The organism is Candidatus Binataceae bacterium (assembly GCA_036495685.1).
GTDB lineage: Bacteria > Desulfobacterota > Binatia > Binatales > Binataceae > JAFAHS01.
The window spans coordinates 41,166-67,869 of record DASXMJ010000191.1 but is presented as its reverse complement, the minus strand read 5'-3'; the positions used below and the strand labels follow the sequence as shown (position 1 = coordinate 67,869).

Here is a 26,704-nt window from a genome sequence, read left to right as displayed (position 1 = left end):
CGCTTGGTAGGCATCGTCTCCGGTTACATCGAACATTTCACGTACCTGGGGCTGTTCGTGATCCTGCTGCTGTGTGGCATGGGATTGCCGATGCCGGAAGATATCGCGCTGCTGGCCGGCGGATTCCTGGTCCACCGCGGAGTCATTCGTTACCCCATAACCCTGGCGGTAGCGCTGCTCGGGGTGGTCGCTGGCGACAACTCGCTGTTTTTTCTGGGCCGCCGTTTCGGTACTGGGCTGGTGCGCTACTTCGGACTCAATCGCCCCGGCTCCAAGGCGCAGATCGATCGGATCCGGGCTTTCATGCGCCGCCACGGTCATCGCGCCATATTCTACGCGCGCTTTCTGGCCGGACTCCGGGCGTTGATCTACCTGACCGCCGGATCCTTTGGGGTAACCCCGCTGCGATTTCTGGCTTATGATCTGCTGGGCGCGATAATTTCGGTTCCGGTTGTCGTGTCGATAGGATATCTGTTCGGCGGGCAGCTCGAGGTCGTCATCCACTACCTCGGCGGGTTCGAACGCCTGCTCTGGGTCGTGGCGGTTCTGTCGTTGGCAATTTATGGAATGCGCCTTCTGTACACGCGCACCAGCGCGCAGAAAACCTGACCCGAGTGGAAGAAACCAATTCTTTAGGGACCTGAAGTTCGCCGGCCCTAGTCCGGCGACGGTCGCCTGAAATGCAACTCAAATTCCCGCCGCTTAATCTCAAGGCGAAGCTGATACTCCTGATGGTGCTGCTGCTGGCCCTCACCCTCGGCGCCGAGCTCTGGGTGAGTCTCGGCACCCAGGCCGCGATTGTCGAAACCACGCAGCAGCAAGTTAAAAACCTTGCTCGCGCGATACACATCGGGGTGCAGGAGTTGACAGCGGTCGGCAACACCGATCGGGATCGCCTGCAAAACTACGTCCGCAGCCTCAATAGCCAGGGCCTGGAAGTCTCCATCGCGTCATCGCAGAAGCTCATCATCAACAGCTCCAATCCACAGCTCATCGGCGCCGCCCTGGTGCCCCATTCTGAGGACAACGTAGTCGCCCAGGAGTTGAAGCAAGGTGCCGACATCCTGACCATCCCGGGGGCCCGACTAGGTCCAGCGGCCCGGGAAACCACCGTTTATCTGATTCCGATCGAAGTCGAAGATCATTTGCTCGGCTACGTGCAGGTCGTGGCGGACTTCGGCGATTCCGCGCAGCCGCTGGTCGTAAATTGGATCCATCAGATCGCTGCGGCCTTCGTCATTTTTACCATCGGATTGGTGTTCGCTTACATCCTGGCGGACCGCTACGTGAAACCAATCCATGCAGTCGCCGACGCGGCCCAGAATATCGCAGCGCGCGGCCTCGCGCCGGTGCCGGAGGCCAACCGCCGCGATGAAATCGGCCTCCTCACCCGAAGCTTCAACGAGATGGTTCAGCAGCTGCGCCGGGCGCGCGAGCGTGAGCATGAGCTCAACCGGCTCGAGCGGTTCGCGGCGCTGGGCCAACTCGCCGGGGGCTTGGCACACGAGATAAAGAATCCTCTCAACTTCATCAGTCTGGCGCTTGACCAGCTGCGGACTCGTTACACGCGTCAGCTCGCTCAGGATTCGGACAATTTTGTGCGCCAGGTCATGCTCATGAAAGACGAGGTTCGCCGCATGAGCGAGCTGGTGCAAAGCTTTTTACATTACGGCAGGCCGATCGAGATCCGTCCCGCCTCGACAGACGTCAAGCAGCTGGTGGACGGGGTGCTGGCGATTTCCGAATCCAAGATGAAAAGCCAGGGTATCGAGGTGCTGGAAGACGCGGATAGCGTTGCGACCGTGCTTAACGTCGACGCGGAGAAACTCCGCACCTGCTTCATGAACGTGGTCGCCAATGCGGTGCAGGCAATGCCCGACGGCGGCACCATGAGGATCACCTTTAGCCGCGAGAACGAGCGATTCGTAATTAGGTTCTGCGACACCGGAGCGGGAATCGATCCGGATGCGGCAGTGCACGTTTTCGAGCCGTTTTTTACTACCAAGCGCGAGGGCATCGGGTTGGGCCTATTCCTGTCCAAGGCGATCGTCGAAGGCCACGGTGGTACCATCGACATAGGTCCCAACCCAACCGGACCTGGAACCGCAGTTACCTTCACTTTTCCGCAGACCGGGATGGAAAGACACGCATGAACCAGTCATCGGTGCTGGTCGTTGAAGACAACGACCTGGAACGCGAAATAACCACTGAAACTCTGCGCGACGAGGGTTTCTCGGTTGAACAAGCCGCGACCGGCAAGCGCGCGATGGAGCTGCTGGGTCCCACCCGCTTCGACGTGGTGCTGACCGACCTGATGATGCCCGGTATGTCGGGCGAGGAACTGCTCGACAAAGTGCGCACCGCCTACCCTTCCTGCCAGGTGGTCGTTCTGACCGCGCACGGAACTATCGAGAGCGCGGTTCAGGCCATGAAAAACGGCGCGTTCTACTATCTGACCAAACCGACTGATCGGGAAACGCTCGTGATGACGGTGGCCAAGGCGGCGGAACTCTCAAACCTGCAGCAAGAGAACCAACTGCTGAAGCGCCGCCTCGAAGGGAAGTTCGAGCTCGAAGGCATCGTCGGACAGGATCCCGCGATCCAGGAGGTCATCCGAATGGTGCGCAAGGTGGCACCCTCCAACAGCACCGTGCTCGTTCAGGGCGACAGCGGCACCGGCAAGGAACTGGTGGCCCGAGCGATCCATCGCAACTCCCCGCGCGCCGCGCGGCCGTTCATTGCGATCAATTGCTCAGCGATTCCCGACAACCTCATCGAAAACGAGCTTTTCGGCCATGAACGGGGCGCCTTTACGGGAGCGACCGAGCGCAAGATAGGCCTATTTGAAAGCGCCAACGCATCGACTCTGTTCCTCGACGAAATCGCCGATCTTCCGCAAGGGCTGCAGGCCAAGATTCTGCGGGTCCTGCAGGAAAAGGAGATTCGCCGCGTAGGTGGTAATGAATCGTTTCGAGTTGATGTTCGTCTGGTTACCGCTACCAACAAGAACCTTGCCGAGGAGGTCGCGGAGAGCCGCTTTCGCGAGGATCTCTACTATCGTGTGAACGTCGTGACTATCACGGTTCCCCCCTTGCGCGAACGGCAGGGAGACATCCCGCTGCTGGCTAATCACGCGCTGGCGAAATTCGGTCATTCGGCCGAGGGCCGGGTCAAGGAAATCAGCCGCGAGGCAATGGAGATACTGCTCGACTACTCGTGGCCGGGGAACGTGCGGCAACTGGAATCCGCCATCGAGCGTGCGATCCTGCTATGTGAGGGCGACACCATTACCCCACGCGACCTTCCCCAGGAGGTGCTGGCCCGCAAGACTCTGGCAAAGGCCGGTGAACGCGGGCCGCGGAGCGATAAATTCGAGATTCCTTCGGAGGGAATCAATTTCGAGAACTTCGAACGCGAATTAATCCTGCAGGCAATGGATAAGAGCGATTGGGTCATCGCCAAAGCGTGCAAGATGCTGAGCATGAGCTACCGCACCCTTCAGTACCGGCTCGACAAGTTTGGCATCAAACGACCCGAGTCCAAGGCCGCTCCGCCGGCGGAAGCGAAGTGACCGAAGATTAAGTCAGCGCCTTTCCCATCCGGTCGGTAGATAGATCCAGCAGCTGACCCGTTCCTCGATTGCGGTCTGTACCTGCGCGCGTTGGCGCGTATACAGACGGGGCACGGCTTCGTACCGGTCGAGGACCGCAAAATCGTGGGGCAGAAGCTCGGACAGGATTTCGCCTGGCACGCTGGCGCCCACACGACGAGCGACGAAAAAGTATTGCGTGCGCCCCCTGTAGTATCCCGGAAGCCGCGCCGGCTCGCTGCGGAGCTCGCGACCGAGCAGGCGGCCTCGCAGTTTTGCATCGAGCAAGGCGCCGTACACGAACAGCCTGTCGAGGTCTCGGTCCACCGTTTCCACATCGCGCGATGTCATTCCCAAATCGCGCGATTGCCGTGATCGAGGGGGTATGTTACGTGATTTGGGACCGCTCGGGAGAATCTTGCTATGTCTGCACGTCGTTTCGCCGCGAGCGCCTCGGCCCTGTTGCTGGCGCTTGCGATCGCGTCCTGCTCCACAGCGAGCAACCATGCGTCGCTAACCGCCGGTATGACCGCCGACGAGACAGTGCAGGCCATGGGACCGCCGGATCTCAAGGATTCCGTCCCGGATCCAGACCACTCGGGTGCCACCGTGCTTCGCTACGTCTGGCTGGACTCGGGAAAGGTAGCGGTATTCGGCTCCAATGATCGGGTAGCTTCGATCCAGCAGATAGAGGCACCCGAGAAAGCCCAGGCCGAAGTTCAGGCTCGTAATCAACCGCCCTCGACGTTCGACCCGATTGAGACGCCTCTCAACTACACGTTCTTTCCCATCAAGGCTGCACTCATCTACATCGGCGCCGGACTGAATTGCGCCGCGGGCGGCGGCTGCCAGAAGCCGAAGCTGCCCGACCCCTCGCATAGCTAGCCTACGCCGTGCGACTTCGATGGCGGACTAAAAACGCCTCCGGGCTTGACGCCCAGAAGAAAATGGGCGAAGGCCCCTCTTCAGCTTCGCCCAATTGGGAGCGGCCGAGCGCACACTCGCTCTCGTTCGATCGTTCCGGCCGCTAACCTATTGTCGGTTAACACATCCTTGCAGTGTACGCAATCACCGGCGCATTATTTCAAGCGGGCTAGCGTCCCTTCGCCTCAGATATGCCCACGCCGGTCAGAAACTGACTACGCACCGCCATCGAGTCTTGGGCCACTGCGCCTGATTGTAAGCACCCATGAAAGCCCCGGCCTCCTCCGAGCACATCACCTCGCGCATTTGCGCACCGTTCCACGTGTACACAGGACTCAAGATCCCGGTCGGCTTCCTGAAATATTCCATCGGCATTCTTCCTGCCGGCGCCGAGTGGCCCGCGCCCGGCCTGGTACAAGTTAGTTGAGCGGTGATGCAGGAGTGATCTACGCTGGTGATATCAAGCCATGAAGATCGACATCGACCTCAAAGCCGGATTCCTGCAAGGCCTCAAACGTGAAGTGCTCGCTACCCTTGGTCCCGAGGAACGCGCCGTTATCGAGGTTTCGACTGGTGAAATGGGAAACAAGCCCGACGCAGTCAAGCTGGGATGGCTCAAAATGCGCACCAAGGAAACCTGGACGAAGCAACGCTATCTAAAGGCGCTCGACCGCACCATGAAAAAACTCCGCGAGGCGGTCGCCGAGGCAGAAAAAAAGGACTCCTAGGTTTGCAGACGGGCTGTTCGCGGGTAGCGACGCTACTTCGCGATCCGCGCTACCCGGCGTTTGCCTACCTCGAGCACTTTGTGAGTGCCGGGAAGAATCCGGAAGTTGACGTCGTTGACCACCTCGCCGTCGACGCGCACCGCACCCTGCCCAATCAGGCGGCGCGCCTCGTTGGTGGAAGGCGCAAAGCGGATCTGTTTCATCAATTCGCAGATCCACATGTCGCGTTCGAGTCGGAACACCGGCGCGTTGTCGGGAACCTCGCGGCGCTGATGCTTGGACTCGAAGTACCGTTGCGCGGCCCCCGCCGCCTGCGCCTCGTAATATTCGCTGACGATGCGTGAGGCGAGTCGCTTCTTCGCTTCCATCGGGTGAATCGCGCCGGAGCGAATGCGCGCCAGCTCCGCGGGCGCCTGGTCGGTCAGCAACTCGTAATACTTGATCATCAGCGGATCGGGTACCGACATCAGCTTGCCGTACATCTCTTCCGGCGCGTCGGTAAGCCCGACGAAGTTGCCATAGGACTTGGACATTTTGCGTGTGCCGTCGAGTCCTTCCAGCAAGGGCATCGTCATGACGACCTGCGGGGCCTGTCCCATCGCACGCTGCAGGTCGCGGCCCACGAGCAGATTGAACTTTTGATCGGTGCCTCCCAGTTCGACGTCGGCTTCCAGAGCTACCGAATCGTAACCTTGGATCAACGGGTACAGCAGCTCGTGGAGAAACAGCGGGTCCCCAGCCGCCATACGTTTTTCGAAATCGTCGCGCTCCAGCATGCGCGCCACGCTGAGCCGCGCCGCAATCTTGATCAGATCGCGAACCCCCAGGGCATCCATCCACTCGCTGTTGAAGCGGACTTCGGTCCCTTTCGGATCGAGGATCTTGAAGACCTGCCCGCGGTAGGTTTCAGCGTTCGCGGAAATCTGCTCGCGCGTCAGCGGCTTGCGGGTCTCGGAGCGACCGGTCGGATCGCCGATCATTGCCGTAAAGTCACCGACCAGAAATACGACCGTGTGGCCGTCGCGCTGGAAATCGCGGAGCTTTTTGAGGACTACCGAATGGCCAAGATGCAGGTCGGGCGCGGTTGGGTCCATCCCCAGCTTGATTCTCAGCGGGTGCCCTAGCTTCAGTTTTGCCTCCAACTCGCTCTGCGAAATGACTTCGACGCTGCCCCGCGCGAGCACCGCCGCTCTTTCCTCCACGCTCATACCCTGCTGCTCTCCCCGTGCGCTCACCGTTCACCTCACAAATCCCAAGCGTAGCGGAAACCTAGGGTGTCCGGGAAAGTCCTCACCTCACCAGTCGCCGTTCCGCTAGGGTTCGGCGCGCTGATTGTACTGTCCCATCGCGCGCGCGAGTCCCTGCGTAACTATCGCCTCCACCGCCTGCGCCGCGCGGTCGAGGACTGAATCGGAATCGCCCGCGCCCGCACGACGAACCGGCTCCAAGATGTGGCGATGGTCCGCGTCGCCGGGAGGCGGCTTGCCGATTCCTATCCGCACCCGGATGAAATCGGGGGTCCCGAGCGACTCCACTACTGAACGGACCCCGTTGTTTCCAGCGTCTCCCCCGCCTGACTTGATCCGGATATCTCCGGGCTTAAGGTCGAGTTCATCGTGAACTACGATGAGACGCTCGGGCGGGACTTTGAAATAGCCAAGCAGTGACGAAATACAGTCACCGGATCGGTTGTAGTAGGTCTCAGGCTTCACCAGCAGCACGCGCTGGCCCGAGATTTCCGCCTCGCCGGTAGCCCCCTGAAAGCGACGGCGACCCAATTGAACGTGCTGTGCCTGTGCGATCCGATCAAGGACCAAGTACCCGGTGTTGTGCCGCGAGCCGGCGTATTCCTTTCCCGGATTGCCGAGTCCGGCAACCACCCACGACACCGCGGCGCGCGCTTCCTCCGGTTCGCTGGGCGGCGATTTTCGCGGCCGCCGAAAGCCGCTGAACAGACTGGCTATCCGACCCATCACGCACTCCGACGGCAAGCCTCGCCAAATTCCGCACGAACCAGAGGACCGAGCGCGCGGAGCAAGGCGGCCATCTCCGCGGGGGTGCCAATCGAAATGCGCATCGCATCACGCAGCGAAGGTATCGAAAAATATCTAACCAGAATTCCCGCACGGCGCAGTCCGCGCGTCACGCCGCTTAGGTCGTGGCCCGGCATTCGAGCTAATATGAAATTCGACTCCGACGGCGGCACCTCGAAGCCCATCTTGCGTAGTCGCACCTCGACTGTCGCGCGAGTCTTCTTCACCCGTTCCACGTTACGCCGCATCCAAGCCGAATCGGAGAGCGCCGCCGCACCCCCCGCCAGTGCGATGCGGCCCAGATTGTAGGAATCTTTCACCTTGAGCAGCGCCTGGATGGTCGCGCGGTGCGCGAATGCAAGTCCCAGACGCATTCCGGCCAGCGAGTAAGCCTTGGACAGCGTGCGCAGTACGACTACGTTGCGATGATTCTTGAGGAGGCGCAGCGCGTTGTCGCTGGCAAAGTCGACGTACGCTTCATCGATTACCAGCAGCCGTCCACGAAGTTTTCGGGCCAGAATCGCCAATCCGCGCACCGGGGTCATGGTCCCAGAGGGCGAGTTGGGGTTACAGATAATGGTAAGCTGGGCCCGCGCGCGGCCGAGTGCCTCAATCGGGACTCTGAAGTCGCGCCCGAAGGGGAAGTGCAGGACCTTGGCTTCCTGGACCGCGGCCAGCGTGTCGTACAGGGAATAGGTCGGCGTTGGGTAGGCAACCGTATCGCCGCGGTCAAGGGTGGCACGGAAGAGCATCGCCAGCAGTTCGTCCGACCCGTTACCGGCTAGGATCATTTCGCTCGGCACCTTGTAGAGCTTTGCGGCGCAAGCGATGAACTCATCGGCGCGCGGCGCCGGATAGAGCCGTAGCGTGGCGTTGGCGGCTTGACCGACCGCCCGCCGGACCCGGGGCGACGGTGGATACGGATTCTCGTTGGTATTGAGCTTGATGAGGCGTTCGCGGGGACCCGGCTGCTCGCCCGGAGTGTAGGGGTCCATCTTCTTGATCGACGGTCGAAACATTTCAGCTGGCTCTCTGCACGATCAGGTTCCTTCCAGCGGAAGGTCGATGTGCCGTCCGCTCCGCGACGACCGATAACACGCATCGATCACTTCAACCGCCCGAAGCCCGTCGAGCCCGTTGGGGGTGGGTACAGCGCGGCCGTCGATCGCATCGGCGAAATTTTGCGCGAGCGCGCGAAACGGCGCCAGCGGGTCGTGCGCATCGAATTGCGCAGCGAGCTCCTCGCGAGAGTAACCGGGCACCGCGGTTCCGTCAGCGCGAACTACGGAAAGCTCGTTGCGCGGGTAACCCATTATCACCCGCCCCGCGCTTGCGTAGATCTCAAGTCCGGAAAGACCGGGCTGGCTTGCCCAGCTCGCCTCGATTACCCCGAGTGCGCCGCTGCGGAAGCGCAGCAGCATTACCGCCGTGTCGTCGACATCGATCGGCTTGCTTATCGTTGCGGTGTATCCACTTACCGCCGCTATTTCACCCAGGTACCAGAGCGCGAGGTCCACCACGTGAACCCCAAGGTCCAGAGCGGCGCCACCCCCCGCCTGTTTTGGATCTACGAACCATCCCTGGCCTGGAGCCCAGCCTTCAGGGCCGCCATGTGACAGCCGTGCCCGAATAAAGTTGGGTGTTCCGATCGCGCCCATGCGCAGGGCGCGTTGCACGGCCGCTTCGAATCCGCCGTAGCGCCGCTGCATCGTGACCATCAGAACCCGGCTCGCGCGTGTGGCGGCATCGACCATGCGGTGCGCGGCGGGGGCGGTAGGCGCCATTGGCTTCTCGCACAGCACGTGGGCGCCGCGGGCGAAGGCCTGCAGGGCGTAATCACAGTGCAGGTAGTTTGGGGTGAAGATACCTACCGCATCGGGCCGTTCGCGCCCTAGCATTTGCGCGAAGTCCGTGTAGATCGCCGGAGGGGTCGCCCCGCTGCGCCACAGGCGTGCTGCGACCCGTTGTGCTTTCTCCGCAGTCCGGCTTTGCAAGGCCACAATCTGGATGCCGGCGACGCTCTGCAACGCAGGAATATGCGCGCGTTCGGCGATCGCGCCGGTGCCGGAAATAGCCATTCGGATCATGGTTTCCGTGCCTTGCTGCGACCGCGGGCCGCGGTCGCCTCGAACAGCCAATCCAAATATGGCTTGGAGCCTGCGGACAGGGGCAGGGCCACAACCTCGGGAACTTGGTAGGTGTGCAGTTCCCGCACTCGCCGTTCCACCCGGGCCAGCAACTGAGTTCGCGTCTTGACCAGCAGAAGAGTCTCCCGATCATCTTCGAGCTTGTCGCGCCACCGATAGATGGAGCGAATGCCACCGACCAGGTTGACGCAAGCTGCCAGGCGCTCACCAACCAGTGAACGCGCAATCGACGCGCCTTGCTCTTCGTTCGCGCACGTCACCAGCACCACCAGCACGTTGTTCACTCGCCGCGCCATCAGCGAGAGACCTCCCGGGACAGACGTTTGCGTAGATCGCGCGTGCTGCATCGAAATTTGAACGCCTTGCGACCGTTAACAAAAAGCACCGGTACTTCCTGTCCGTAGCTCGCTTCCAGAGCAGCGTCGCCGTCGATCTCGATGCGCCGGAGTTCCGCGACAAATCGCGGTAGTTCCTTTTCCAATTGGTCTTCCATTTCGCGGCACAACTCGCAGTCGCGGCGCGTGTAAAGGGTAAGTTCGATCATCGATAAAAACGCGGTCTCTGGCGTACTCTACCGGCGCCGGGGTAGCAGTCCAAGACGCTTCAGAACGCGGGCGGTCGCGGGACAGGGATGATAGCGGGGACGGCTTGCACTTGCCTCAAAACTCCGAAGATATCCGCACAGGAGTACTAGATCAGGCCAGCGGTCGACATCGTGCCAGACCGGACCGATCGCCAGTCGCCGCTTTGCGAATTTGATACGCTTGACGGTCTCGGTAAATACGCGCGCGGAGCCCCACCGGATACCCGTGAAGATCGGCGGCACTTCGCCGCGCACTCCGACCGCGTAGTAGCCTCCGTCTAGCGACGGCCCCAGGACCAGCGGATGCCGTTGCAGCAGCGCATACAGCCGCGACAGGGCCGCATGCGGCAACGACGGCAGGTCCGTACCGACGAGCAAGGCTCCGCGGTCGCGCGCGACGGATCCGAGCACGCGCGCCATCCTTGCTCCGAGCGAGCCCCTTCCCTGATCTAGCAGCTCAGCATCAAACCGGCGCTTGAGCATGCGAAAATATGGAGACTCAGCGACGCAAGACTCCGAGGTCCCCGCGATCACCAGTCGCGCGGGCCGCATTTTCGCAGCCTTCGCGAGCGTGTCGACTATGAATGCATCGGCCAGCGCGGCTGCATCCTGCGGTGGAAGATGGGAGAGCAAACGCGTTTTGGTCCGGCCCGCAAGTGGCTCACGGCAGAAGACGATCAGCGCCGGGCGCCGGGTCACTGGACGGTGTTGGGTTTGATCACGTTGATCGGCAGGAACAGCATCTTTTTGATGATCTCGGTGACCGAGGTTATCGGCATTGGGGTCACACTCGGATCGCTGACCGGGCCGTACGCATGAACGTATGCGGCCACCACGGTACCTGCCGAATCAGCCATGTTGGTGCCGATGATCGGAATCATCTTCAGCGCCCAATTGAAAGTGCTGAGAGGAAACGCGGCCACCTTCATGTCCATCGTGCTTTGCGCAAGGTCGAGATCGCCGGTGGCGGTGATGTCCATCACCGGTCCCTGGAGCAGAAACTTCTCGGTGGAGAAAGCTCCGTGATCACCCTTGAGATCGAAGAAGATGGTGTCGAACGGAAGTCCGTTCAGCGTTGGATCAGGAAATCTTGCGGTCAGCCAACTCTTCAGATCAATCAGAGCAAGCAGTCGGGAGAGCAGCTGGAAGCGATTGAGGACACCATCGCGAATGGTCAACGAGGCGCGCCCCTCCATGGTCTGGAAGAAGTTGCCATTGGTATCCGCCCGCAGGTCCGCTGCCACCCAGGTCTTGCCGACGATCGGTGACTCGGTGCGATCTCCCGGCAGTAGGAACATCGCGCTGATATCCATGTTGCTCATCTTGGCCTGGATGTGAATCCAGTTGTCCTTGGCTCGACCGCTTATCTCCAGCTCGGCGCTGCCGTTGAACGCATTGGCGGTGAAATTGTAAACCTTCCAGTCGCCGTTGACGCGCCAGAAGTCGGTCTTTATCGATGACATCTGCAGCTTGCTGAGATTGCCGTCTTGCGCCTCGATATGACCGTTGACCGGGATAGGAAACACGGCGGGTGGGGCTGCTGGCGACCATGGCAAGCGGATGAACCTCATTACTTCGAAATCCAGCCGTGCGACATTCGCTTCGATTCTCATCGTCGGATTGCCCAGGTCCGCAATGGTCATCCGAAAATCAATCGGCGAGCCTTCCAGCACCGACGACGGCAGATTGACAGCCAGCGATCGTCCCGTGAACCTGACCGTGGCGCCCTGGATTTTCATCGGCGCGCGAAGAAATCCAAATTGCACCGAGCCAGTGCTGATAACTAGTCTTCCGTTTACGAGCAGCTTTCCCGGGCGCGAAGAGTCAGCCTCGATTCTGACTTTGCCGCCCACCGGTCCAGAGACTTTGATCGCGTCCGGATCGACCGCGAGCGCCAGCCACAACCCCGCCGGCATGTCGTGCAGTTCCACCGTCACGTCGCGCACGTGGGCTCCCGAATGATCCAACCCCAGGGTACCATCCACCAAGCCATAGCCGCCGGTGGTCTTGACAGCCAACCTGCTCAGGCGGAGCCTTCCCGGTTCCAGAGTCACTACGCCCGAGGCGAACTCTATCGGCCCCGGTGCTCCGGTCGCGACCAGGGTAGCGCGGTTGGCCTCGAATGACGCGCGGTAAGCCGTCGGCAGGACCGGCGCGGCAAGCTTGAAGGACCCGGACGCAGAGCTCCGGATAGTGACACGTCCTGCGATGGACTGGACCTCTTTTCTCGCTTCGACCTTGAGCCGCTCCAACGCCTGCATCACCGCGGGGTATAGCTGAGCCAGGTTCGCGTCGAAGTTGAATGACAGCTGATAAGCGAGGGCATCGAATTTCTTTGCAAAGTCGAGCCGCGCCGAGACTTCGCTGAACGAGGATTGGTCGAGAGTGGCCGAGCCCCTGGTCGCGGACATCGTGTTGTGCGCGTAGCGGAGCTGCGCGGTCAACTTCTGGACCACTGGGAGCTTCAGGTCCTCCGGCAGGGGGAAACTGAGATCTTCCAGCGCTGCGGAAATATCAATGCCGTCGCGGATGGCAGCGTCGGGAGCTTCCAACAGTTTTTGCGGGGTGGTGGCCAGTGACACGGTCGAAACCAGCAGACGTCCGGAACGAACCTGCTTCAGCGCGTCCGTCACGTTCGCCGGGACATCGCGAAAAAACCGCAGCTGCGACCTAATGGTTTCGATCTTGAGCGGAACACTGGAACCCAGATGAACCGTGAGCACCGGCTTCTGGTCCGCCAGCCCGCTTAGTTCAGCATCACCCGAGGCCAGCGCGACCTGATCATGCACCACCCTGAAGCGCACGATTTTTATCGATTGCGCAGATTCGGAATACTTGACCTGGAAGGTGTAGTCGCCGAGCTTCTCGGTGGCAGATGAATCTTCGGCCTTTAGCAGCATGCCGGCCAGGGCGAGGTTCACCGAACCGGTCGCGGTGCCGTCGTGCGCAAGGGCGAGGGTAGCTCGCCCAGAAACCCGTCCCTGGAGCCGGGCGGTGCTGAGCGCGAGCTCGGTCGTTCGATCGTTCCAGAAGTAGAAGTAAACGCGGGCAATCTGATCGTCCTGTGAGCTGGGGCGCGCCGCGAATCTGATGCGGCCGTTAGAACGAAATCCTTCAAATGGAGGCTGCATGAAGCGAACCCCGAATTCCGCGCGCCACAAATGTGGCTCTCGATGCCTGCGAAAAGCGAGAATTCCGAGCTCGTCAAACACGACCTTGCCGTCGCTGGCGTAAATCCTGGCGTCAACGGTTTCGATCTTCCATGCAGCGCGCTCCAAGCTGTCCAAGAGCTTGATGATGGTCTCGGCAAATTCGGTGCCAATGCGCGGCAGCGGTATAGTCACCGCGGACGCGACCCCTTGGGGCAGTTGAATCTCGGGCCGTACCAGCACCAGCGAGTAGAGCGGCATACCCCGGGAAAACAGTATCGAATGATAACTGAGCACGGCCCGCAGCGTGTCGATCTTCAGAATTTTGCGCCCTTCGCGGGAGATCTGGGGATGGTCGAATTCGAGAATCAGATGGCCGCTTACCCGGATATGCGTGGGGCCCGTCGTGATTCGGTAGCCGGTACGCTCCTCAACGCCCCGCAGGACTGCCTGGATGAGCCGGTCCTTATTGGCGAGCAACGCGAGCACCGCGCCGCTTAGCAGCGTGACCAAAACCAGCAGGAGGATGGCGGCGAGCCGCAGGATTTTCATTTTCTGACCGCGCAGGTTCGCGCAGGCGCAGGCCAGGCCTGAGGTCAGGAGTTACTCTCGGCCATTTCCACGGCCGCTGACTCAGCAAAGCCCACGCGATGTTTGTTGCGTAGGGCGGTCTTAAGCACCCGGTTCCTCATACGGACCGACTTGGGCGTGACCTCGACTAACTCCTCCTCGTCGATCCATTCCAAAGCCAGATCTAGGCTCATGACGCGAGGGGGGCTGACGCGAACAGCCTCGTCGTGGCCTACGGCCCGCATGTTGCTGAGTTTCTTTTCCCGGCAGACGTTGACCGGCAGATTTATCTCTCGCGAGTATTCGCCGACAATCATGCCTTCGTAGACTGGCTGGCCGGGCGCGACAAAGAAGCGGCCTCGTTCTTGCAGATGGAAGATGGCGTATGGGGTCGCAACTCCCTCTCGATCGGAGACCATCGCACCGTTCGCGCGCGACATGATGGTTCCGCACCACGGGCCGTAGCCGTTAAAGATCGAATGCATCACGCCGCTACCACGTGTGCTCTCCAAGAAGCGGCCGCGAAACCCGATCAGGCCGCGCGCCGGAATATCATACTCAAGCCGCGCACGACCCCCTGCGTGGGTCACCATGGTGCGCATTTTGGCTTTGCGCGTGGAGAGCATTTGGGTGACAGTCCCGATGTGCTCTTCGGGGATATCCACAACCAGCAGCTCCATCGGTTCATGCTTCTCGCCGCCGACTTCCCGGGTGACCACGGTGGGGCGAGATACCTGCAACTCGTAACCCTCGCGGCGCATGGTTTCCACGATTACCGCGAGCTGCAATTCGCCGCGACCCAGCATGCGCCAGGAGTCCGGAGTCAATTGATCAATTTTGACACTGACGTTGCGACGCGCCTCGAGCTCGAGGCGTTCGCCTAGCTTGCGGGAGGTGACGTAGTCGCCCTCGCGTCCCGCCCATGGCGAGTTGTTTACCGAAAACGTTATCGCGACGGTCGGCTCATCGATGCGAATCCGCGGCAGCGGCTGCGGGTTTTCTAAATCCGATATCGTCTCACCGATCGCCATGTCCTCCACCCCGGCTACGATGACGATATCGCCTGCGTCCGAGCGCGGCACCTCTATACGCTTGAGCCCGCGCCAGCAATACAACCGGCTTACCTTCACGGTCACGCGCGAGTCATCGAGACGGCACAGGGAATAGGTGCCGCCCGCGACGAGAGAACCACCGATCAGTCGTCCGATTGCCAATCGTCCGACGTAGTCATCGTAGTCGAGGTTGTTGGCTTGAAACTGCACGACCCCACCGGTCTGCACCTCCGGACCGGGTAGATGCGCCACAATCGCATCGAAGAGCGGCGCGAGATCGGTGCCCGAGACGTCGCGCTTCGCGGTCGCCGTCCCGGCCCGGGCGTTGGTATAGAAGACCGGGAAATCGAGCTGGTCTTCGCGCGCTTCGAGGTCGATGAACAGGTCGTAGATCTCATCCAACACCTCCGGCGTGCGCGCGTCGGACCGGTCGATCTTGTTGATGCAGACGATCGCGGGCAGTCCTGCCTCGAGCGCCTTTTTCAGCACGAAGCGGGTTTGCGGCAGCGGGCCCTCGCAAGCGTCGACCAGCAGAAGAATGCCGTCGACCATCGAGATGGTGCGCTCCACTTCACCGCCAAAATCGGAATGCCCGGGAGTGTCGACGATGTTGATTCGCGTTTCACCCCAGGTGATCGAAGTGTTTTTCGCCATGATGGTGATGCCACGCTCGCGTTCGAGCGCAAACGAATCCATCACCCGTTCCTGCACGTTCTCGTTGGCGCGAAATACTCCCGACTGTTGAAGCATCGCGTCGACCAGGGTGGTCTTGCCGTGGTCGACGTGGGCAACGATCGCCAAATTGCGGATGTCCTGGCGGCGCATATTGAGAGGCAAACAGTAAAACACGAGCGAGCCGAGCGGCCGGTTCGCCCGCGTTAATTCTCCAGTGTACCGAGAGCCGGAAACACTGTAAACGCAGGCGGCTGAACTAGCGATTCATCCACGGGTAACCCTTTCCCGGGGCATTCACGGCCCCGGGTTCAGCTGCTTGGCTTCGTGCTCTTGCAGCTTCTGGAGCAGCACTTTCGCGTCTTTGACTTCGGTGATTTGCCAGCGGCCATTTTCCCGCAGCAGGTGAATTTCCCAGGTCTGGCCCTTGCGATCGGTGAACTTGGTCCATGCCGAATCGCCCTGGCGATGGAGCGCTACAAGGGACCCGGCGACGGCGGCAGCGGGAATTTGCAGATTGGGATCGCCGTCGTTGACTTTCTGTTTTGCCCAGGATTCGGCGACCTGGGAGAGCGGTCCTGCCAGCAGCTGCACTGCAGCCTGTCCGACGAACGAGCCCAGAGGATTGTTCCCCGCGTTCTGAGCGACCACCTCCTTGGCGGCGTGCTGTACCACGCTCTGGAAATCGATGTATTGGACCGCGGCGTCTCCATCGCGATTTTGCACCGCATTCCTGAGCCACAAAACGGCCCAGGTTGGACTCTGAGGCAGGTAGAAGATTGCCCACCACGCGACCACCAGCGTGATTAGGATGGCGGTAATATGTCTTACGATGAAACGCGGCATCTGACCTGGAAACGAACCAAACAGGGCCTTGCTTCAGCCTTTCGGCAGCAAGCTGGCCGCGGCTTTATCCAGCAGCCAGATTAGCTCGCCATCCGACGGCTCGATTATTTGGGCCGGAAATTTCAGCGGGTCGTGCGGGCCCACAATCACATCGCGCACCGCTTCGGCTTTTTCCTTTCCGGTTGCGACGAACATCGCGCGCTGCGCATGGTTGGCAACCGGGGGCGTGAAAGTAACCCGCGGACGGGGCGTCGCCTCGACCTCGTCGGCCACCACCAGCCTTCGTGTCTCCTGGATGGCTGCTTTGTGGCCGGGAAAAAGCGACAGCGTGTGGCGGTTGCCGCCTAGCCCGAGCATCACTAGACCGAAACGCGGAAATTCTCCGTCTGCCAACGAAAACGCGCTTCTCAATTCCTGCTCGTAGGCCTGCGCTGCTTCCGCGGGCGTCAGCTCGCCGCGTATCCGATGGACCTGCTCCGGCTGCAACTCCAGATGGCTTAGGAGGGTTCGATCCGCCATCGCGTAGTTTGACTGCTGGTCGTTCGGGGGAACGCAACGCTCGTCGCCCCACCAGAACTGAACTTCCTTCCAGTCGACACTCAACCTGAACCGCGTTGCCAGCAGGTCATAGATCGCCGCGGGAGTGGAGCCGCCGGACAGCGCGATCGTGAATTGAGCGTGCGTGCAGATGTCCTCGCCGGAGAAGTGCGTGATCTCCTCCGCGGCGTGGACATAGACCGACTGCGGATCGTCGAGGATGGTTATTTTCGGTTCGCCCATAGAGTAAGAATTTCCTCACCCGGCCCAGCCGATCAACTTCAGCGCGCGCTCCACCACGTTTTCCACGATAAAACCGAAATTCCGCATCGCATCCTGGTATGGCGCTGAAGTACCGAACGTGGTCATCCCCACCACCGCCGCCATGCCCATAGGCAAGCCGGGATGTCCGCTGTTGGCCTTCTGCACGGCATCCGCGGCAAGCATGCGTATCGAATTGATGCACAACTGGTCGAGCTTCGAGCGCTCGATCTTCACTTCCGCTGCGGTGGCCACGCTGGTCTCCCCAACAAACTATCTAACCGCCTAAACCGGGTGCTACCGTTTTGAGACGCCAGACGCGTGCCAACGTCCCGAGGTACTACCATTGGTTGCCGTCGTCGCCGCCCTGGGGATCGCCGGCTTTGCTCTTCATCGCGTTGACGGCAACTTTTGCTTCACTCTTGAGGCCCGCGCCGAGTGCCCGGCTGAAATGCTGCGCCAAGGTGCGCATCATGGCACCCTCCGCGGGATCCAACTGGGTGGCGAGCGCGGCGAGCCGTTCCATCGCTCGCTCGATTGTGGCGAGCGCGCCGGGCAGATCGCCCCGTTCCCGGCATGCCATCGCGTCGCGCAGTCCCGCTCTCACCTCCGCCACCACCGGGCGGGCCTTGGGGCCGATTACTACTTCAAGTTCGCCCAGATTTTCGGCCAGCTTCAGAAAGGGATCTGCTTGAGGAACACTCGCGGGCACAACGAGATTGTTTCAAAAGAGTGCGCTTGCTTTCAAGCGGGTTTTCCACAGGTGAGCAATTTGGGCGCACGTACTTTTCCCTGATCGTGATTTGTTGGATGATTGAGGCTAACTCCCAGCGGGGAGACGAGGGCTTCGATGAGAAGAATGTTGGATCGCCGCGTGGTCGTGACCGGGCTTGGCCTGGTGACACCGCTCGGGACCGGAATTGAAAAGAATTGGGAGGCGCTCGTCGCGGGACGGTCGGCCGCAGGCCCTATCACCAAATTCGATGCATCTCAGTTTCCGGTCCGAATCGCCGCGGAAGTGAAGGACTTCAAGCCGGAGGACTGGATCGAGAAGCGCGACATCAAGAAGATGGACCCGTTCATCCAGTACGTCTACGCCGCAGCCGCGCAGGCCATGGAACAGTCGGGCTACCAGGTCACCGAGGAGAACGCCGACTCCTTCGGCGTGCTGGTCGGGGTGGGGATTGGCGGCCTGACCACGGTAGAAGAGACGCACAAGGAAGTTCTCAGGTCCGGGATCAAGCACATGAGCCCGTTCTTTATTCCCAAACTGATTTCCAATCTCGGACCGGGGCACATTTCGATCCGCTATGGTGCGCGCGGACCCACCTTCGCCACCACCAGCGCGTGCGCATCTGGCAGTCACGCGATTGGGGAGACCTACCGGATGATCAAGCTCGGCATCCTTGACGCCGGAATAGTCGGCGGGACCGAGGCCGCGGTCACCGCGCTGGGGGTAGGCGGCTTCATCGCAATGCGCGCGCTCTCCACGCGCAATGAGGAGCCGGAGCGCGCGAGCCGACCGTTCGACAAGGATCGCGATGGTTTCCTGATGGCCGAAGGGGGCGCGGCGATGGTGATCGAGGAGCGCGAAGCCGCTATCGCCCGCGGCGCTAAAATCCTCGGGGAAGTCTGCGGCTACGGGACCAACTCCGACGCGCATCACATTACCGCACCGGCGCCCGAGGGGCGCGTCATCGCGAAATGCATGGGCATGTGCCTGGAAGGGAACGATCTCGATCCTAACGAGGTCGACTACATCAACGCGCACGGCACCTCGACTGCGCAGGGTGACGTCGCAGAAACCCAGGGCATCAAACGCGTGTTCGGCGAGCGCGCGGCCAAGATCGCGGTCAGTTCGACCAAGTCGATGACCGGACATACGCTGGGCGCCGCTGGCGCCATCGAGTCGGTGTTCACGGTATTGGCGATCGAACGCGGAATCATTCCACCCACCATCAACCAGGAACATCCCGATCCGGAGTGCGATCTCGACTACGTTCCCAACCGGGCGCGGCCCGCCAAGATTCGCATCGCGCTCAATAACTCATTTGGGTTCGGCGGCACCAACACCACGCTGGCCTTCCGAGCTGCGTGAACAGGGCGTTTCGATGGGTTCCAGAATTGTTGCAACCGGCCGTGCCCTGCCCCGCACTGCGGTCTCCAACCAGGAGCTCCAGCGGTTCATGGACACCTCCGATGAGTGGATAAAGTCGCGGACCGGAATTGGTACCCGCTATACGCTGCGGTCCGGCGAATCGCTCGCGGAGATCGCCACCACCGCCAGCCGCACGGCGATCGATCGCGCCGGAATCAAGGCCAGCGACCTCGACGCTATCATCGTGGGCACGGTCTCTTCCGAGTACGCGTTTCCTTCCTTTGCCTGCCAGATTCAGACCCGGCTGGGAGTCGATTCGATCCCCGCATTCGACGTAGCCGCGGCATGCTCGGGCTTCGTGTACGCGCTGAGCGTGGCGGATACTTCCATGCGGGCGGGCGATTTCCGACGCGTGCTGGTGGTCGGCACCGATGCGTTGTCGACCTTCGTTGATTGGACCGATCGCCGCACTGCCGTGTTGTTTGGCGACGGAGCCGGGGCCGCGGTGCTGGTCTCGGAGCCGGGCAATCGCGGCGTGCTCGCAAGCCTGCTCAGATCGTCGGGGAAACACTGGGAGCTGCTCTCGTGCCGCGCCACTGGCGTGCGCGGCCCGCTGGACTCCGAAGTCCGGCGCGAGTCAGAGGATGCGATCAAGATGAAGGGGCCCGAGCTTTTCAAGATCGCCGTGAAGAGCATGGAAGAAGTTTGCCGCCAGGTGGCGGACCGCGCCGGCATCGAGCTCGATGACGTCAACCTGGTCGTGGGTCATCAGGCCAATCGCCGAATCATCAATGCAGTCGCCGAGCGCCTCGGAGTGGCAGTCGAGAAAGTCTTCATCAACGTGGACCGTTACGGTAACACCTCGGCCGCTTCGGTCCCGATCGCGCTCGATGAAGCGATCGAGCAGGGCCGGGTCCACGATGGCGATCTGGTGATGCTGAACGCGTGCGGCGGCGGCCTGACCTGGGGCGCAAATCTCCTGCGCTGGTAAGCGAACCGCCGGCCGCGCCCACCGCTTTCGGCACCTGACGCTGCGATGCTCACCCAACTTTTCGAGCGGCGGTTGATCGTCGTGCTCGGCAAGGGCGGTGTCGGAAAGTCCACCACCAGTGCCGCACTGGCGACGTGCGCCGCGCGCCAGGGAATCCGGACGCTGCTGATGGAAACGGATTCGCGCGCACCGGTTGCCGGGACGCTGGGCGTGGAGCGCTCGTTTAAGCCCGTCCCGGTGCGCGCAGGATTCTCGACGATGGTCCTCGAAGGTGGTCATGCCCTCGACGAGTACCTGGCGTTGGTCCTGCCCGCGCGCGCGGTGCTCAAAGCGGTGTTTGCGAGCCGCCTTTATCAATTCTTCGTGCAGGCCGCGCCGGGGCTGCGTGAACTGATGATGCTGGGGAAGGTCTGCTACGAGCTCTCACCCAAAGATCACCGCGCGCGGTGGGACCTGGTAGTCGTTGACGCGCCCGCGAGCGGACAGGCGCTTAGCTTGCTCAAGATGCCGACCGCGGCGCGTGCAACCTTCGGCGCCAGCGTCGTCGGACAGGAAGCCGAAAATATTGAACGTACGCTCCACGATCGAAAGCTCTGCGCGATCGTAGAAGTGACCACTCCAGAAACGCTGGCAGTCTCGGAGCTGCTGGAGACGCAGAAGGCGCTGGCGGCGATGGATTTTCCGCCGGCGGCGATTTTTCTGAACCGAGCGGCAACTACTGACTTCAGCGCGGGCGACGTCATGCAGTTCGCACGCCGGGCCGAGGCGACCCACGGGCTCCGTCATCTCGAACAACTGACAGAAGCCGCGCGCGCAGAACTGGCGCGGGCAGCCCAGACTCCCAGAGCTCATGCGAAGCTCGCGCGCTTGTCACGCGCTTCGATTATGGAGCTTCCGGACTTGCCCGGTCGCAACGCAGAAACGCTGGTCACCCATCTTGCCTCGTTTTTCGCATCAAGGCTGAATAGCGGTGGAGTGCGGCACGACGCCGCCAAGGGATGAGCGGACTGCCGCAAGCAGCCGCGACATCCCGGACGGAAATGGAGTTGTATGAGAGCACATATGTGGGCGATGCTCGCCCTCGCGGGGTGGTTCATGATGATCGCACCCGCGCCAGAATCCCTTGGCAAATTCGATCCGACCGCTCCCATGATGAAATGGAGCAGTCACTCGCCGATGTTCCGAAACAAATCGCAATGCGAATCGTTTCGGGCCCGTGCGGCGCGCGCCCTGGTCGAGGATAACGCGAACGCCGACCAGTTCATCAGAGACGACTCGATGGTGCTGGTAGTTCCACTGTGGGCTTCGCGCTGCGTGAACGTCGGCGCGCCTACCACAGATTCCAGCGACTAGCGCGGAAAGGCGCCTGCTGGAATTGGCTCGCCGTCGCAACTAGGCTGGGAGCGACCCGCGCGGTCGTGCCCCGGGCGAAGCGATGAGTGAACCCGAGCGAAGCGAGAAACCCCGGCGTGGCCGGGAGCCGTGGATTATTCGCACTTACGCCGGCTTCGGTGACGCGCGCCAGGCGAACACGCGCTTTCATCATAATCTAAAATCCGGCCAACGTGGTCTTTCGATCGCGTTCGATCTCCCGACCCAGAACGGCTACGACCCGGATGCCCCGGTCGCGGCGGGCGAAGTCGGCAAGGCGGGGGTCTCGATCTGCCATTGGCAGGACATGGACGCGCTGTTCGAGGGCATCGCGCTCGACGAAATCAACACCTCGATGACGATCAACGCGACGGCGCCCTTCTTGCTCGCGCTGTACCTGGTCGTGGCCGAGAGGCACAGAGTTCCCTGGACTGAGCTGCGCGGGACCACGCAAAACGACCTGATGAAGGAGTACGTTGCGCGCGGGACTTCAATCTTCCAGCCCGAGATGTCGTTTCGGCTCTCGACTGAATTGATCAAGTTTGCGGTCGAGCACGTGCCCAACTGGAATCCGATCAATTGCTGTGGTTATCACTACATGGAGAGCGGCGCCGGACCGGCCGAAGAGATTGGCTTCACCTTCGGCAATGCACTGCTCCTGCTCGATGCGCTGCGCAAGACTCTGACCCCGACGGCGCTGGAACAGACCGTGCGGCGGATCTCATTTTTCATCAACAGCGGCATTGAGCTGGTGCCTGAAATTTGCAAGGTCCGCGCCTACTTCAAATTGTGGCGCGAACTGTGCGAATCCGAGTACGGCATCAACGACGTCGCATTTCGTGCCGGTTGCCAGGTGCGGTCGCTCTCACTCACCGAGCAGCAGCCTGAGGTTAATATCATTCGCATCGCCTATGAGGCGCTCCCGGTCACGCTTTCCGCACAGGCACGCGTTAACGCGCTTCAGCTTCCCGGCTTTCGCGAGGCGCTTTCGCTACCCGACCAGGCCGAACAAACGCTCTCGCTGCGCACGCAGCAGGTGCTGATGTACGAGACGGAAATCACCAAATATGGCGATATTTTCGAGGGCAGCACGCTTATCGAAAAACTTACCGAGGAGACTGCGGCGCGGGCACGGGAACTCGCCATGCAACTCCGCGCGGCGGGCTATAGGCGAGCCCTCGAGATCGTGGGCACCGAGCTTACGCGTCTGCTGATGGAGCGACAGTTCCGCATCGAGTCGGGCCAAATTCTGCAGGTGGGAGTCAACGCGTTCCAGGGCGAGATCGGTCTCTCGGGAGCGCCCGCGACGACCGACAACGACTCCGCGCAGCGGAGCGCGGAACAGGAACGAATAAGCACGCTTGCGCGATGGCGCCAGCGGCGTGACAGTTCTGCGGTGGCACGCGCCCGCGAGATGCTGGAGCGAGCCGCGGCCGAGGGCGGCCCGATGATGGAGGGAACCATAGCACTCGCGCGTGCCGGCGGGACTGTCGGAGAATGGACCGAATCACTCGAACGGGTCAGCCAGGGGCGCTACACACCACAGATTCTCGACGCACGTGCTGCGGTGTCGGGCTCCGCGGTAAGGGCCAATGGCAAGAGGCTCAAGGTGGCGCTGGGTAAGGCGGGTCTCGACGGACACATCAACGCGGTCAAACTGCTCGCACGCGCATGCATGGAAGCCGGCATGGAAGTAGTCCTGGCCGGATTCAAGCAGACCTCGGCGCAGATGGTCGAGACCGCGCTCCAGGAAGACGTGGATGTACTGGCAATCTCGAGCCTGGCGGGGGCGCATCTGACAATCGCGCGCGACACGCTCGCGCTCTTGGAGGAGCGCGGCGCGGCAGACGTACGAGTGGTAATGGGCGGAATTATTCCCGAGGTCGATCAAAAGCGGCTCCTCGCGATGGGCGTGCGCGCCGTGTTCACACCCAAGGACTCGAATCTCAGCGCAATAGTGACGCAAATCGCGGCGCTAGGGCCGCGCGACCACATCTGATGCAGGGTTACGCGGAGGATCAGGAGCCAAAACCGGTGACCAAACTTAAGATATTGGCAGGATCGCTCGCGCTGATCACGTCAACTTTCCTGGTCTTGACCCGATCGTCATGGGCCGGCGAGCCGCGTCCGTGGCTCTGCCGCGACAAGCCGGTTTTCTCCGACAACCATCCGATGCAATACGAGGTTTCTGCCAAGCGCGGCGTATGGCAAATATTCTTCATGCAGTTTCAGATCAATGCTGCGCACGACGGATTCTCGATCCGGGAGTCACGCGAACTGACCAGAACTCCACAGTCAGGGACCCTGCCCTCCGGCCAGTACTACGCGGTCGCGCTCTATGAGAAGGGCGGCGCGTGGATCTGCAGCTACGGCGAGGATTCATCGCGCGCTCCCGGTGACATCAAGAACCTGTGCTACGGCCCCGAAGACGACCCAAGCTGTCCGGCAACCCTAAGGGTGAAGTCGAGCGCGCGCTGAGTTTTCGGCCACCAAAGAATCTTTTGTCGCCAGGGCACCAGGATTCCTGGCACGATGACGCCGACCGCCCCATTTCCACCGATTTCCCAAGTCGTCCAAAGCTATTCCAGTGCCTGTCCCCGACACGAGCTTCAGACCAGGACAAGACGGGCACCAAAGCGAAAAACCCTCGTGGCGAGGGAGCTCGGAACGGCTCCAGCAGGGTCCACCACCAAAGACAAGAGGACGCTGCGCCTGTTGATTCCGGATCTGACGCACAGACGACTATTGAAGACTGTTTCATCGAGCCTGTGCCCGGAACAGCGCCCGATTCATTCGGGAGGGTTCCTGCGAGCGCCTCCAAAAAATCGAAAGCGGTCAAAGGCCCTACCCGGTAGCCGCTGGACGCCCAGGCTCGGATTCAAAAACGGCCCAGTTAACTCCGCCTTCTGCGCTTGGCGAGTGCTCGGACTTCGGTACTCTGTAGCAATCGCGACCTCTGCAGCGAAGGGACCACCGCCATGGGCAACGCTAGGACGCCACGTCGGCATAACAGATTACAATCGTCGGGCTCGGCGAATGACAAAAGCAACGAACGGAAATGGAAGGTCGTCGGCTACGAGCGTGACATGTTCTTCTCGACTCTCGCCCTTCTAAAGAACCGAAGCCCAGTCGTCGAAGGGAACCAGGTCCTCAAGAACGCCGTTATCGAAAGCGCAATCATCCACGCACGAAATCTTTGTTGCATCTTTCTCTCGGTCCCGTCGCGCGCCGACGATGACATTCTGCTTCGCCAGTTGACGATCAGATGGAAGCGTGATGCTGGCCGCGAGAAGCTAATTACGCTGCTAGAAAAAGCTTTTTTTAGAGACCCAGTAAACGGTAACACGGTTTTCGACGCGTTCAGCAAGCGGGTTACGCACGCCGTTGATCGAAAGGCAGATGCGGATAGCTACAATTACGCGGCAGAGTTCGTTGCAATCAATGGTCTGATCAAGGCGATTGTCGAGAATCTCGAGGCCACACTTGAGGCGCGCTCGTCACTTGACGATTGACGCTGCGTGTCAAGCACTTTCCCCGCGGCGTCCTGCACAGCGCCGTCCGTCGCTCCGTTCTCATAAGTAGCCATCCCATCTTTCGAGCCGCGGTATGGAGGAGCCCAGCGCTGCTGGTTTTCCCGAGGTTGCTCAACTGACCAATCTGCTGTGTTCGTGCGGATGCCGAACGCGAGCCAGAGCCGTGAGACGAAGACGCATAGAATCGCAAACTGATCTGCCATTCGCACGGCAACCTAATAAAGAACGCACCCCGGAGGTTCGGCGTGGAAACTGCTCCGCGCGCTTTCTGCCTGGTATGGTGATGATAATGCGACTCGCGGACAAAGGACGTGGAGAAGTGTGGGATCTGCGGGGGGGACCCCACCAAGCCGGACATTTTCACGGGACTCGGTGCTGCGCCTGATTCCGCGGGTAACTGCGCGGAACATCAAAGGCCAATAGGCCACGCTTTTACCCGAGCCGCGAACGTCGAGCAGCACAGGAGGTATCAATGGCAGCAGAGAACAAGGCTCTCGTGCGGCGGTACGTTGAAGAGGTCTTGAACAACAGGAATCTGACTTTGATAGACGAGCTCTTCGCGCCGACCTTCATCGACCATGATTCGTCGATGCCCGAGGCAAAAGGTCCCGCAGGCGTCAAACGCTTAGTCGCGATTGTCCACGCCAGCTTTCCCGACCTTCATTTCACCATCGAGGACATGGTGGCTGAAGGCGACAAGGTGGTCTACCGCTACACTGTACGCGGCACCCACCAAAATGCCTTTATGGGGATTGCCGCGACTGGCAAGCAGATCAGCTTCACCGGCATTCACATCTATCGTGTTGGGAACGGCCAACTTCAGGAGGAGTGGGAAAACTGGGATACGCTGGGAGTAATGCGGCAGCTTGGCGCGCTCCCTCTATTGGAGCTGGGACAAAAGTAGCCCTTCAGAGCCGATACCCGCGGCTTTCAAGCACGCTGGCATTATCCCCACGAGAGTGCCGGTCAGGTCACAGCGCGGCGTAAACAAGCCCTTCCTGAGCAAGCGCTGTTTTTGGCGGAGGGCCACATTTCGACGTCAGGATCCGCGCTCGGGCACCGAGCCCCCGAATTCAGGCTGCGGAATCGCGCAGCCGCAGCCGGGTCCTGTGTCTCTATTTTTTCGACCAATATGTAATGACGAACAGCAGCAGCGTCAGCAGCGATGAAAACCCGAACGCCGCAACTACACCAAGCCAGAAAAATGTCATTCCTTCGTGCTCTCCTGGTCAACGGCGACGGAGTCTGAAGGCCTGAATCGTTCCGCAACTCGGAGGGAAAAGAAGAGAGGAGGAGAACGGACTGACCGGAGGAACGAATCAACCGTCCCCCTCCGGCGGGTTCCAGCACCCGTCACTCTCTTGAGCGTACGACCAACGCCCCGCGTGGCACGGTTCAGGCTCACGCACTAGACATCTTGGCATGTTCGGATTAGCGCAGCGTCCAAATCGCTGAGTCCGCTAAAAAGTCCGAGCCAGGCGCTGCGACGGCTATCCCTGGCTATGTCGAAGGAAAATGACGTTGGGTGGCAGCGCTACTAAGATCCCTCAGCTGATTCGGACTACGAGCACTTCCACAATGCCTCGCTCAGCTGCCCACCAGCACCTCTCTCGGGGAAAC

The 26,704-nt window shown here is 61.0% G+C and carries 28 protein-coding genes; 13 read left to right on the top strand and 15 right to left on the bottom strand.

The window, feature by feature from the left end; translation table 11 throughout:
- Positions 1 to 3 precede the first annotated feature (3 nt).
- The 3 genes from VGI36_17625 (at position 4) to VGI36_17615 (ending at position 3,571) form a co-directional block, all read left to right on the top strand.
- Positions 4 to 609: a DedA family protein gene (locus tag VGI36_17625; protein ID HEY2486967.1), complete on the top strand. Its 606-nt coding sequence runs from the start codon at positions 4 to 6 to the stop codon at positions 607 to 609.
- Between the two features lie 71 nt (positions 610 to 680).
- Entirely contained in the window at positions 681 to 2,153 is a 1,473-nt protein-coding gene (locus tag VGI36_17620; GenBank protein HEY2486966.1) for a HAMP domain-containing sensor histidine kinase, read from the top strand.
- A complete protein-coding gene (locus VGI36_17615; GenBank protein HEY2486965.1) occupies positions 2,150 to 3,571 on the top strand; it encodes a sigma-54 dependent transcriptional regulator in 1,422 nt (473 codons plus the stop codon). Before VGI36_17620 ends, VGI36_17615 begins: the two co-directional genes overlap by 4 nt.
- Positions 3,572 to 3,583: 12 nt before the next feature.
- Here the strand turns inward: VGI36_17615 and VGI36_17610 are convergent, their stop codons facing one another.
- The gene (locus VGI36_17610; GenBank protein HEY2486964.1) at positions 3,584 to 3,940 is read right to left on the bottom strand and encodes a gamma-glutamylcyclotransferase family protein; all 357 of its coding nucleotides are present in this window, start codon (positions 3,938 to 3,940) and stop codon (positions 3,584 to 3,586) included.
- Between the two features lie 72 nt (positions 3,941 to 4,012).
- Here VGI36_17610 and VGI36_17605 point away from each other — a divergent pair, with 72 nt between their 5' ends.
- The gene (locus VGI36_17605; GenBank protein ID HEY2486963.1) at positions 4,013 to 4,474 is read left to right on the top strand and encodes a hypothetical protein; all 462 of its coding nucleotides are present in this window, start codon (positions 4,013 to 4,015) and stop codon (positions 4,472 to 4,474) included.
- A 243-nt stretch (positions 4,475 to 4,717) separates the two neighbouring features.
- Here the strand turns inward: VGI36_17605 and VGI36_17600 are convergent, their stop codons facing one another.
- Complete coding sequence (locus VGI36_17600; GenBank protein HEY2486962.1) at positions 4,718 to 4,882, bottom strand: hypothetical protein; 165 nt, start codon at positions 4,880 to 4,882, stop codon at positions 4,718 to 4,720.
- A 98-nt stretch (positions 4,883 to 4,980) separates the two neighbouring features.
- Here VGI36_17600 and VGI36_17595 point away from each other — a divergent pair, with 98 nt between their 5' ends.
- Positions 4,981 to 5,241: a hypothetical protein gene (locus VGI36_17595; GenBank protein ID HEY2486961.1), complete on the top strand. Its 261-nt coding sequence runs from the start codon at positions 4,981 to 4,983 to the stop codon at positions 5,239 to 5,241.
- A gap of 32 nt (positions 5,242 to 5,273) precedes the next feature.
- Here VGI36_17595 and tyrS read toward each other — a convergent pair whose 3' ends face one another.
- From tyrS to VGI36_17530, 13 genes are all read right to left on the bottom strand, one after another.
- Positions 5,274 to 6,476 carry a tyrosine--tRNA ligase gene (gene tyrS, locus VGI36_17590; GenBank protein HEY2486960.1) on the bottom strand — a complete coding sequence of 401 codons (1,203 nt, stop codon included), beginning with the start codon at positions 6,474 to 6,476 and terminating at the stop codon, positions 5,274 to 5,276.
- 78 nt (positions 6,477 to 6,554) lie between these two features.
- Positions 6,555 to 7,214, bottom strand: a complete 660-nt coding sequence (pth, locus tag VGI36_17585) for an aminoacyl-tRNA hydrolase (protein HEY2486959.1) — start codon at positions 7,212 to 7,214, stop codon at positions 6,555 to 6,557.
- Entirely contained in the window at positions 7,214 to 8,293 is a 1,080-nt protein-coding gene (gene hisC, locus VGI36_17580) for a histidinol-phosphate transaminase (GenBank protein HEY2486958.1), read from the bottom strand. Before hisC ends, pth begins: the two co-directional genes overlap by 1 nt.
- Before the next feature lie 21 nt (positions 8,294 to 8,314).
- Entirely contained in the window at positions 8,315 to 9,352 is a 1,038-nt protein-coding gene (locus VGI36_17575) for a Gfo/Idh/MocA family oxidoreductase (protein HEY2486957.1), read from the bottom strand.
- 5 nt (positions 9,353 to 9,357) lie between these two features.
- Positions 9,358 to 9,717 carry a divalent-cation tolerance protein CutA gene (gene cutA, locus VGI36_17570; protein HEY2486956.1) on the bottom strand — a complete coding sequence of 120 codons (360 nt, stop codon included), beginning with the start codon at positions 9,715 to 9,717 and terminating at the stop codon, positions 9,358 to 9,360.
- Complete coding sequence (locus tag VGI36_17565) at positions 9,717 to 9,965, bottom strand: glutaredoxin family protein (GenBank protein HEY2486955.1); 249 nt, start codon at positions 9,963 to 9,965, stop codon at positions 9,717 to 9,719. Before VGI36_17565 ends, cutA begins: the two co-directional genes overlap by 1 nt.
- Positions 9,966 to 9,992: 27 nt before the next feature.
- A complete protein-coding gene (locus VGI36_17560) occupies positions 9,993 to 10,703 on the bottom strand; it encodes a TIGR04282 family arsenosugar biosynthesis glycosyltransferase (protein HEY2486954.1) in 711 nt (236 codons plus the stop codon).
- Positions 10,700 to 13,705 carry an AsmA-like C-terminal domain-containing protein gene (locus VGI36_17555; protein HEY2486953.1) on the bottom strand — a complete coding sequence of 1,002 codons (3,006 nt, stop codon included), beginning with the start codon at positions 13,703 to 13,705 and terminating at the stop codon, positions 10,700 to 10,702. Before VGI36_17555 ends, VGI36_17560 begins: the two co-directional genes overlap by 4 nt.
- Before the next feature lie 44 nt (positions 13,706 to 13,749).
- Entirely contained in the window at positions 13,750 to 15,576 is a 1,827-nt protein-coding gene (typA, locus tag VGI36_17550) for a translational GTPase TypA (protein ID HEY2486952.1), read from the bottom strand.
- 168 nt (positions 15,577 to 15,744) lie between these two features.
- Positions 15,745 to 16,293: a DUF2939 domain-containing protein gene (locus VGI36_17545; GenBank protein HEY2486951.1), complete on the bottom strand. Its 549-nt coding sequence runs from the start codon at positions 16,291 to 16,293 to the stop codon at positions 15,745 to 15,747.
- A gap of 33 nt (positions 16,294 to 16,326) precedes the next feature.
- Positions 16,327 to 17,073 carry a 6-phosphogluconolactonase gene (pgl, locus tag VGI36_17540; GenBank protein ID HEY2486950.1) on the bottom strand — a complete coding sequence of 249 codons (747 nt, stop codon included), beginning with the start codon at positions 17,071 to 17,073 and terminating at the stop codon, positions 16,327 to 16,329.
- 15 nt (positions 17,074 to 17,088) lie between these two features.
- Entirely contained in the window at positions 17,089 to 17,346 is a 258-nt protein-coding gene (locus tag VGI36_17535; protein HEY2486949.1) for a hypothetical protein, read from the bottom strand.
- Between the two features lie 85 nt (positions 17,347 to 17,431).
- Positions 17,432 to 17,803 carry a hypothetical protein gene (locus VGI36_17530; GenBank protein HEY2486948.1) on the bottom strand — a complete coding sequence of 124 codons (372 nt, stop codon included), beginning with the start codon at positions 17,801 to 17,803 and terminating at the stop codon, positions 17,432 to 17,434.
- A gap of 138 nt (positions 17,804 to 17,941) precedes the next feature.
- On the opposite strand from VGI36_17530, the gene fabF reads away from it, so the two are divergent.
- The 8 genes from fabF (at position 17,942) to VGI36_17490 (ending at position 25,988) form a co-directional block, all read left to right on the top strand.
- Complete coding sequence (gene fabF / locus VGI36_17525; protein HEY2486947.1) at positions 17,942 to 19,189, top strand: beta-ketoacyl-ACP synthase II; 1,248 nt, start codon at positions 17,942 to 17,944, stop codon at positions 19,187 to 19,189.
- A gap of 13 nt (positions 19,190 to 19,202) precedes the next feature.
- On the top strand, positions 19,203 to 20,180 hold the full coding sequence (locus VGI36_17520) for a beta-ketoacyl-ACP synthase III (GenBank protein ID HEY2486946.1): 978 nt from the start codon (positions 19,203 to 19,205) through the stop codon (positions 20,178 to 20,180).
- 45 nt (positions 20,181 to 20,225) lie between these two features.
- On the top strand, positions 20,226 to 21,182 hold the full coding sequence (locus VGI36_17515) for an ArsA family ATPase (GenBank protein HEY2486945.1): 957 nt from the start codon (positions 20,226 to 20,228) through the stop codon (positions 21,180 to 21,182).
- A gap of 48 nt (positions 21,183 to 21,230) precedes the next feature.
- Positions 21,231 to 21,533, top strand: a complete 303-nt coding sequence (locus VGI36_17510; protein ID HEY2486944.1) for a hypothetical protein — start codon at positions 21,231 to 21,233, stop codon at positions 21,531 to 21,533.
- Between the two features lie 82 nt (positions 21,534 to 21,615).
- Positions 21,616 to 23,550: a methylmalonyl-CoA mutase family protein gene (locus VGI36_17505; protein HEY2486943.1), complete on the top strand. Its 1,935-nt coding sequence runs from the start codon at positions 21,616 to 21,618 to the stop codon at positions 23,548 to 23,550.
- A gap of 35 nt (positions 23,551 to 23,585) precedes the next feature.
- On the top strand, positions 23,586 to 24,029 hold the full coding sequence (locus VGI36_17500) for a hypothetical protein (protein HEY2486942.1): 444 nt from the start codon (positions 23,586 to 23,588) through the stop codon (positions 24,027 to 24,029).
- Positions 24,030 to 24,529: 500 nt separating this feature from the next.
- Entirely contained in the window at positions 24,530 to 25,063 is a 534-nt protein-coding gene (locus VGI36_17495) for a hypothetical protein (GenBank protein HEY2486941.1), read from the top strand.
- Positions 25,064 to 25,556: 493 nt separating this feature from the next.
- Positions 25,557 to 25,988, top strand: coding sequence for an ester cyclase (locus VGI36_17490; protein HEY2486940.1), 432 nt, complete (start codon positions 25,557 to 25,559; stop codon positions 25,986 to 25,988).
- Positions 25,989 to 26,704: the final 716 nt, after the last annotated feature.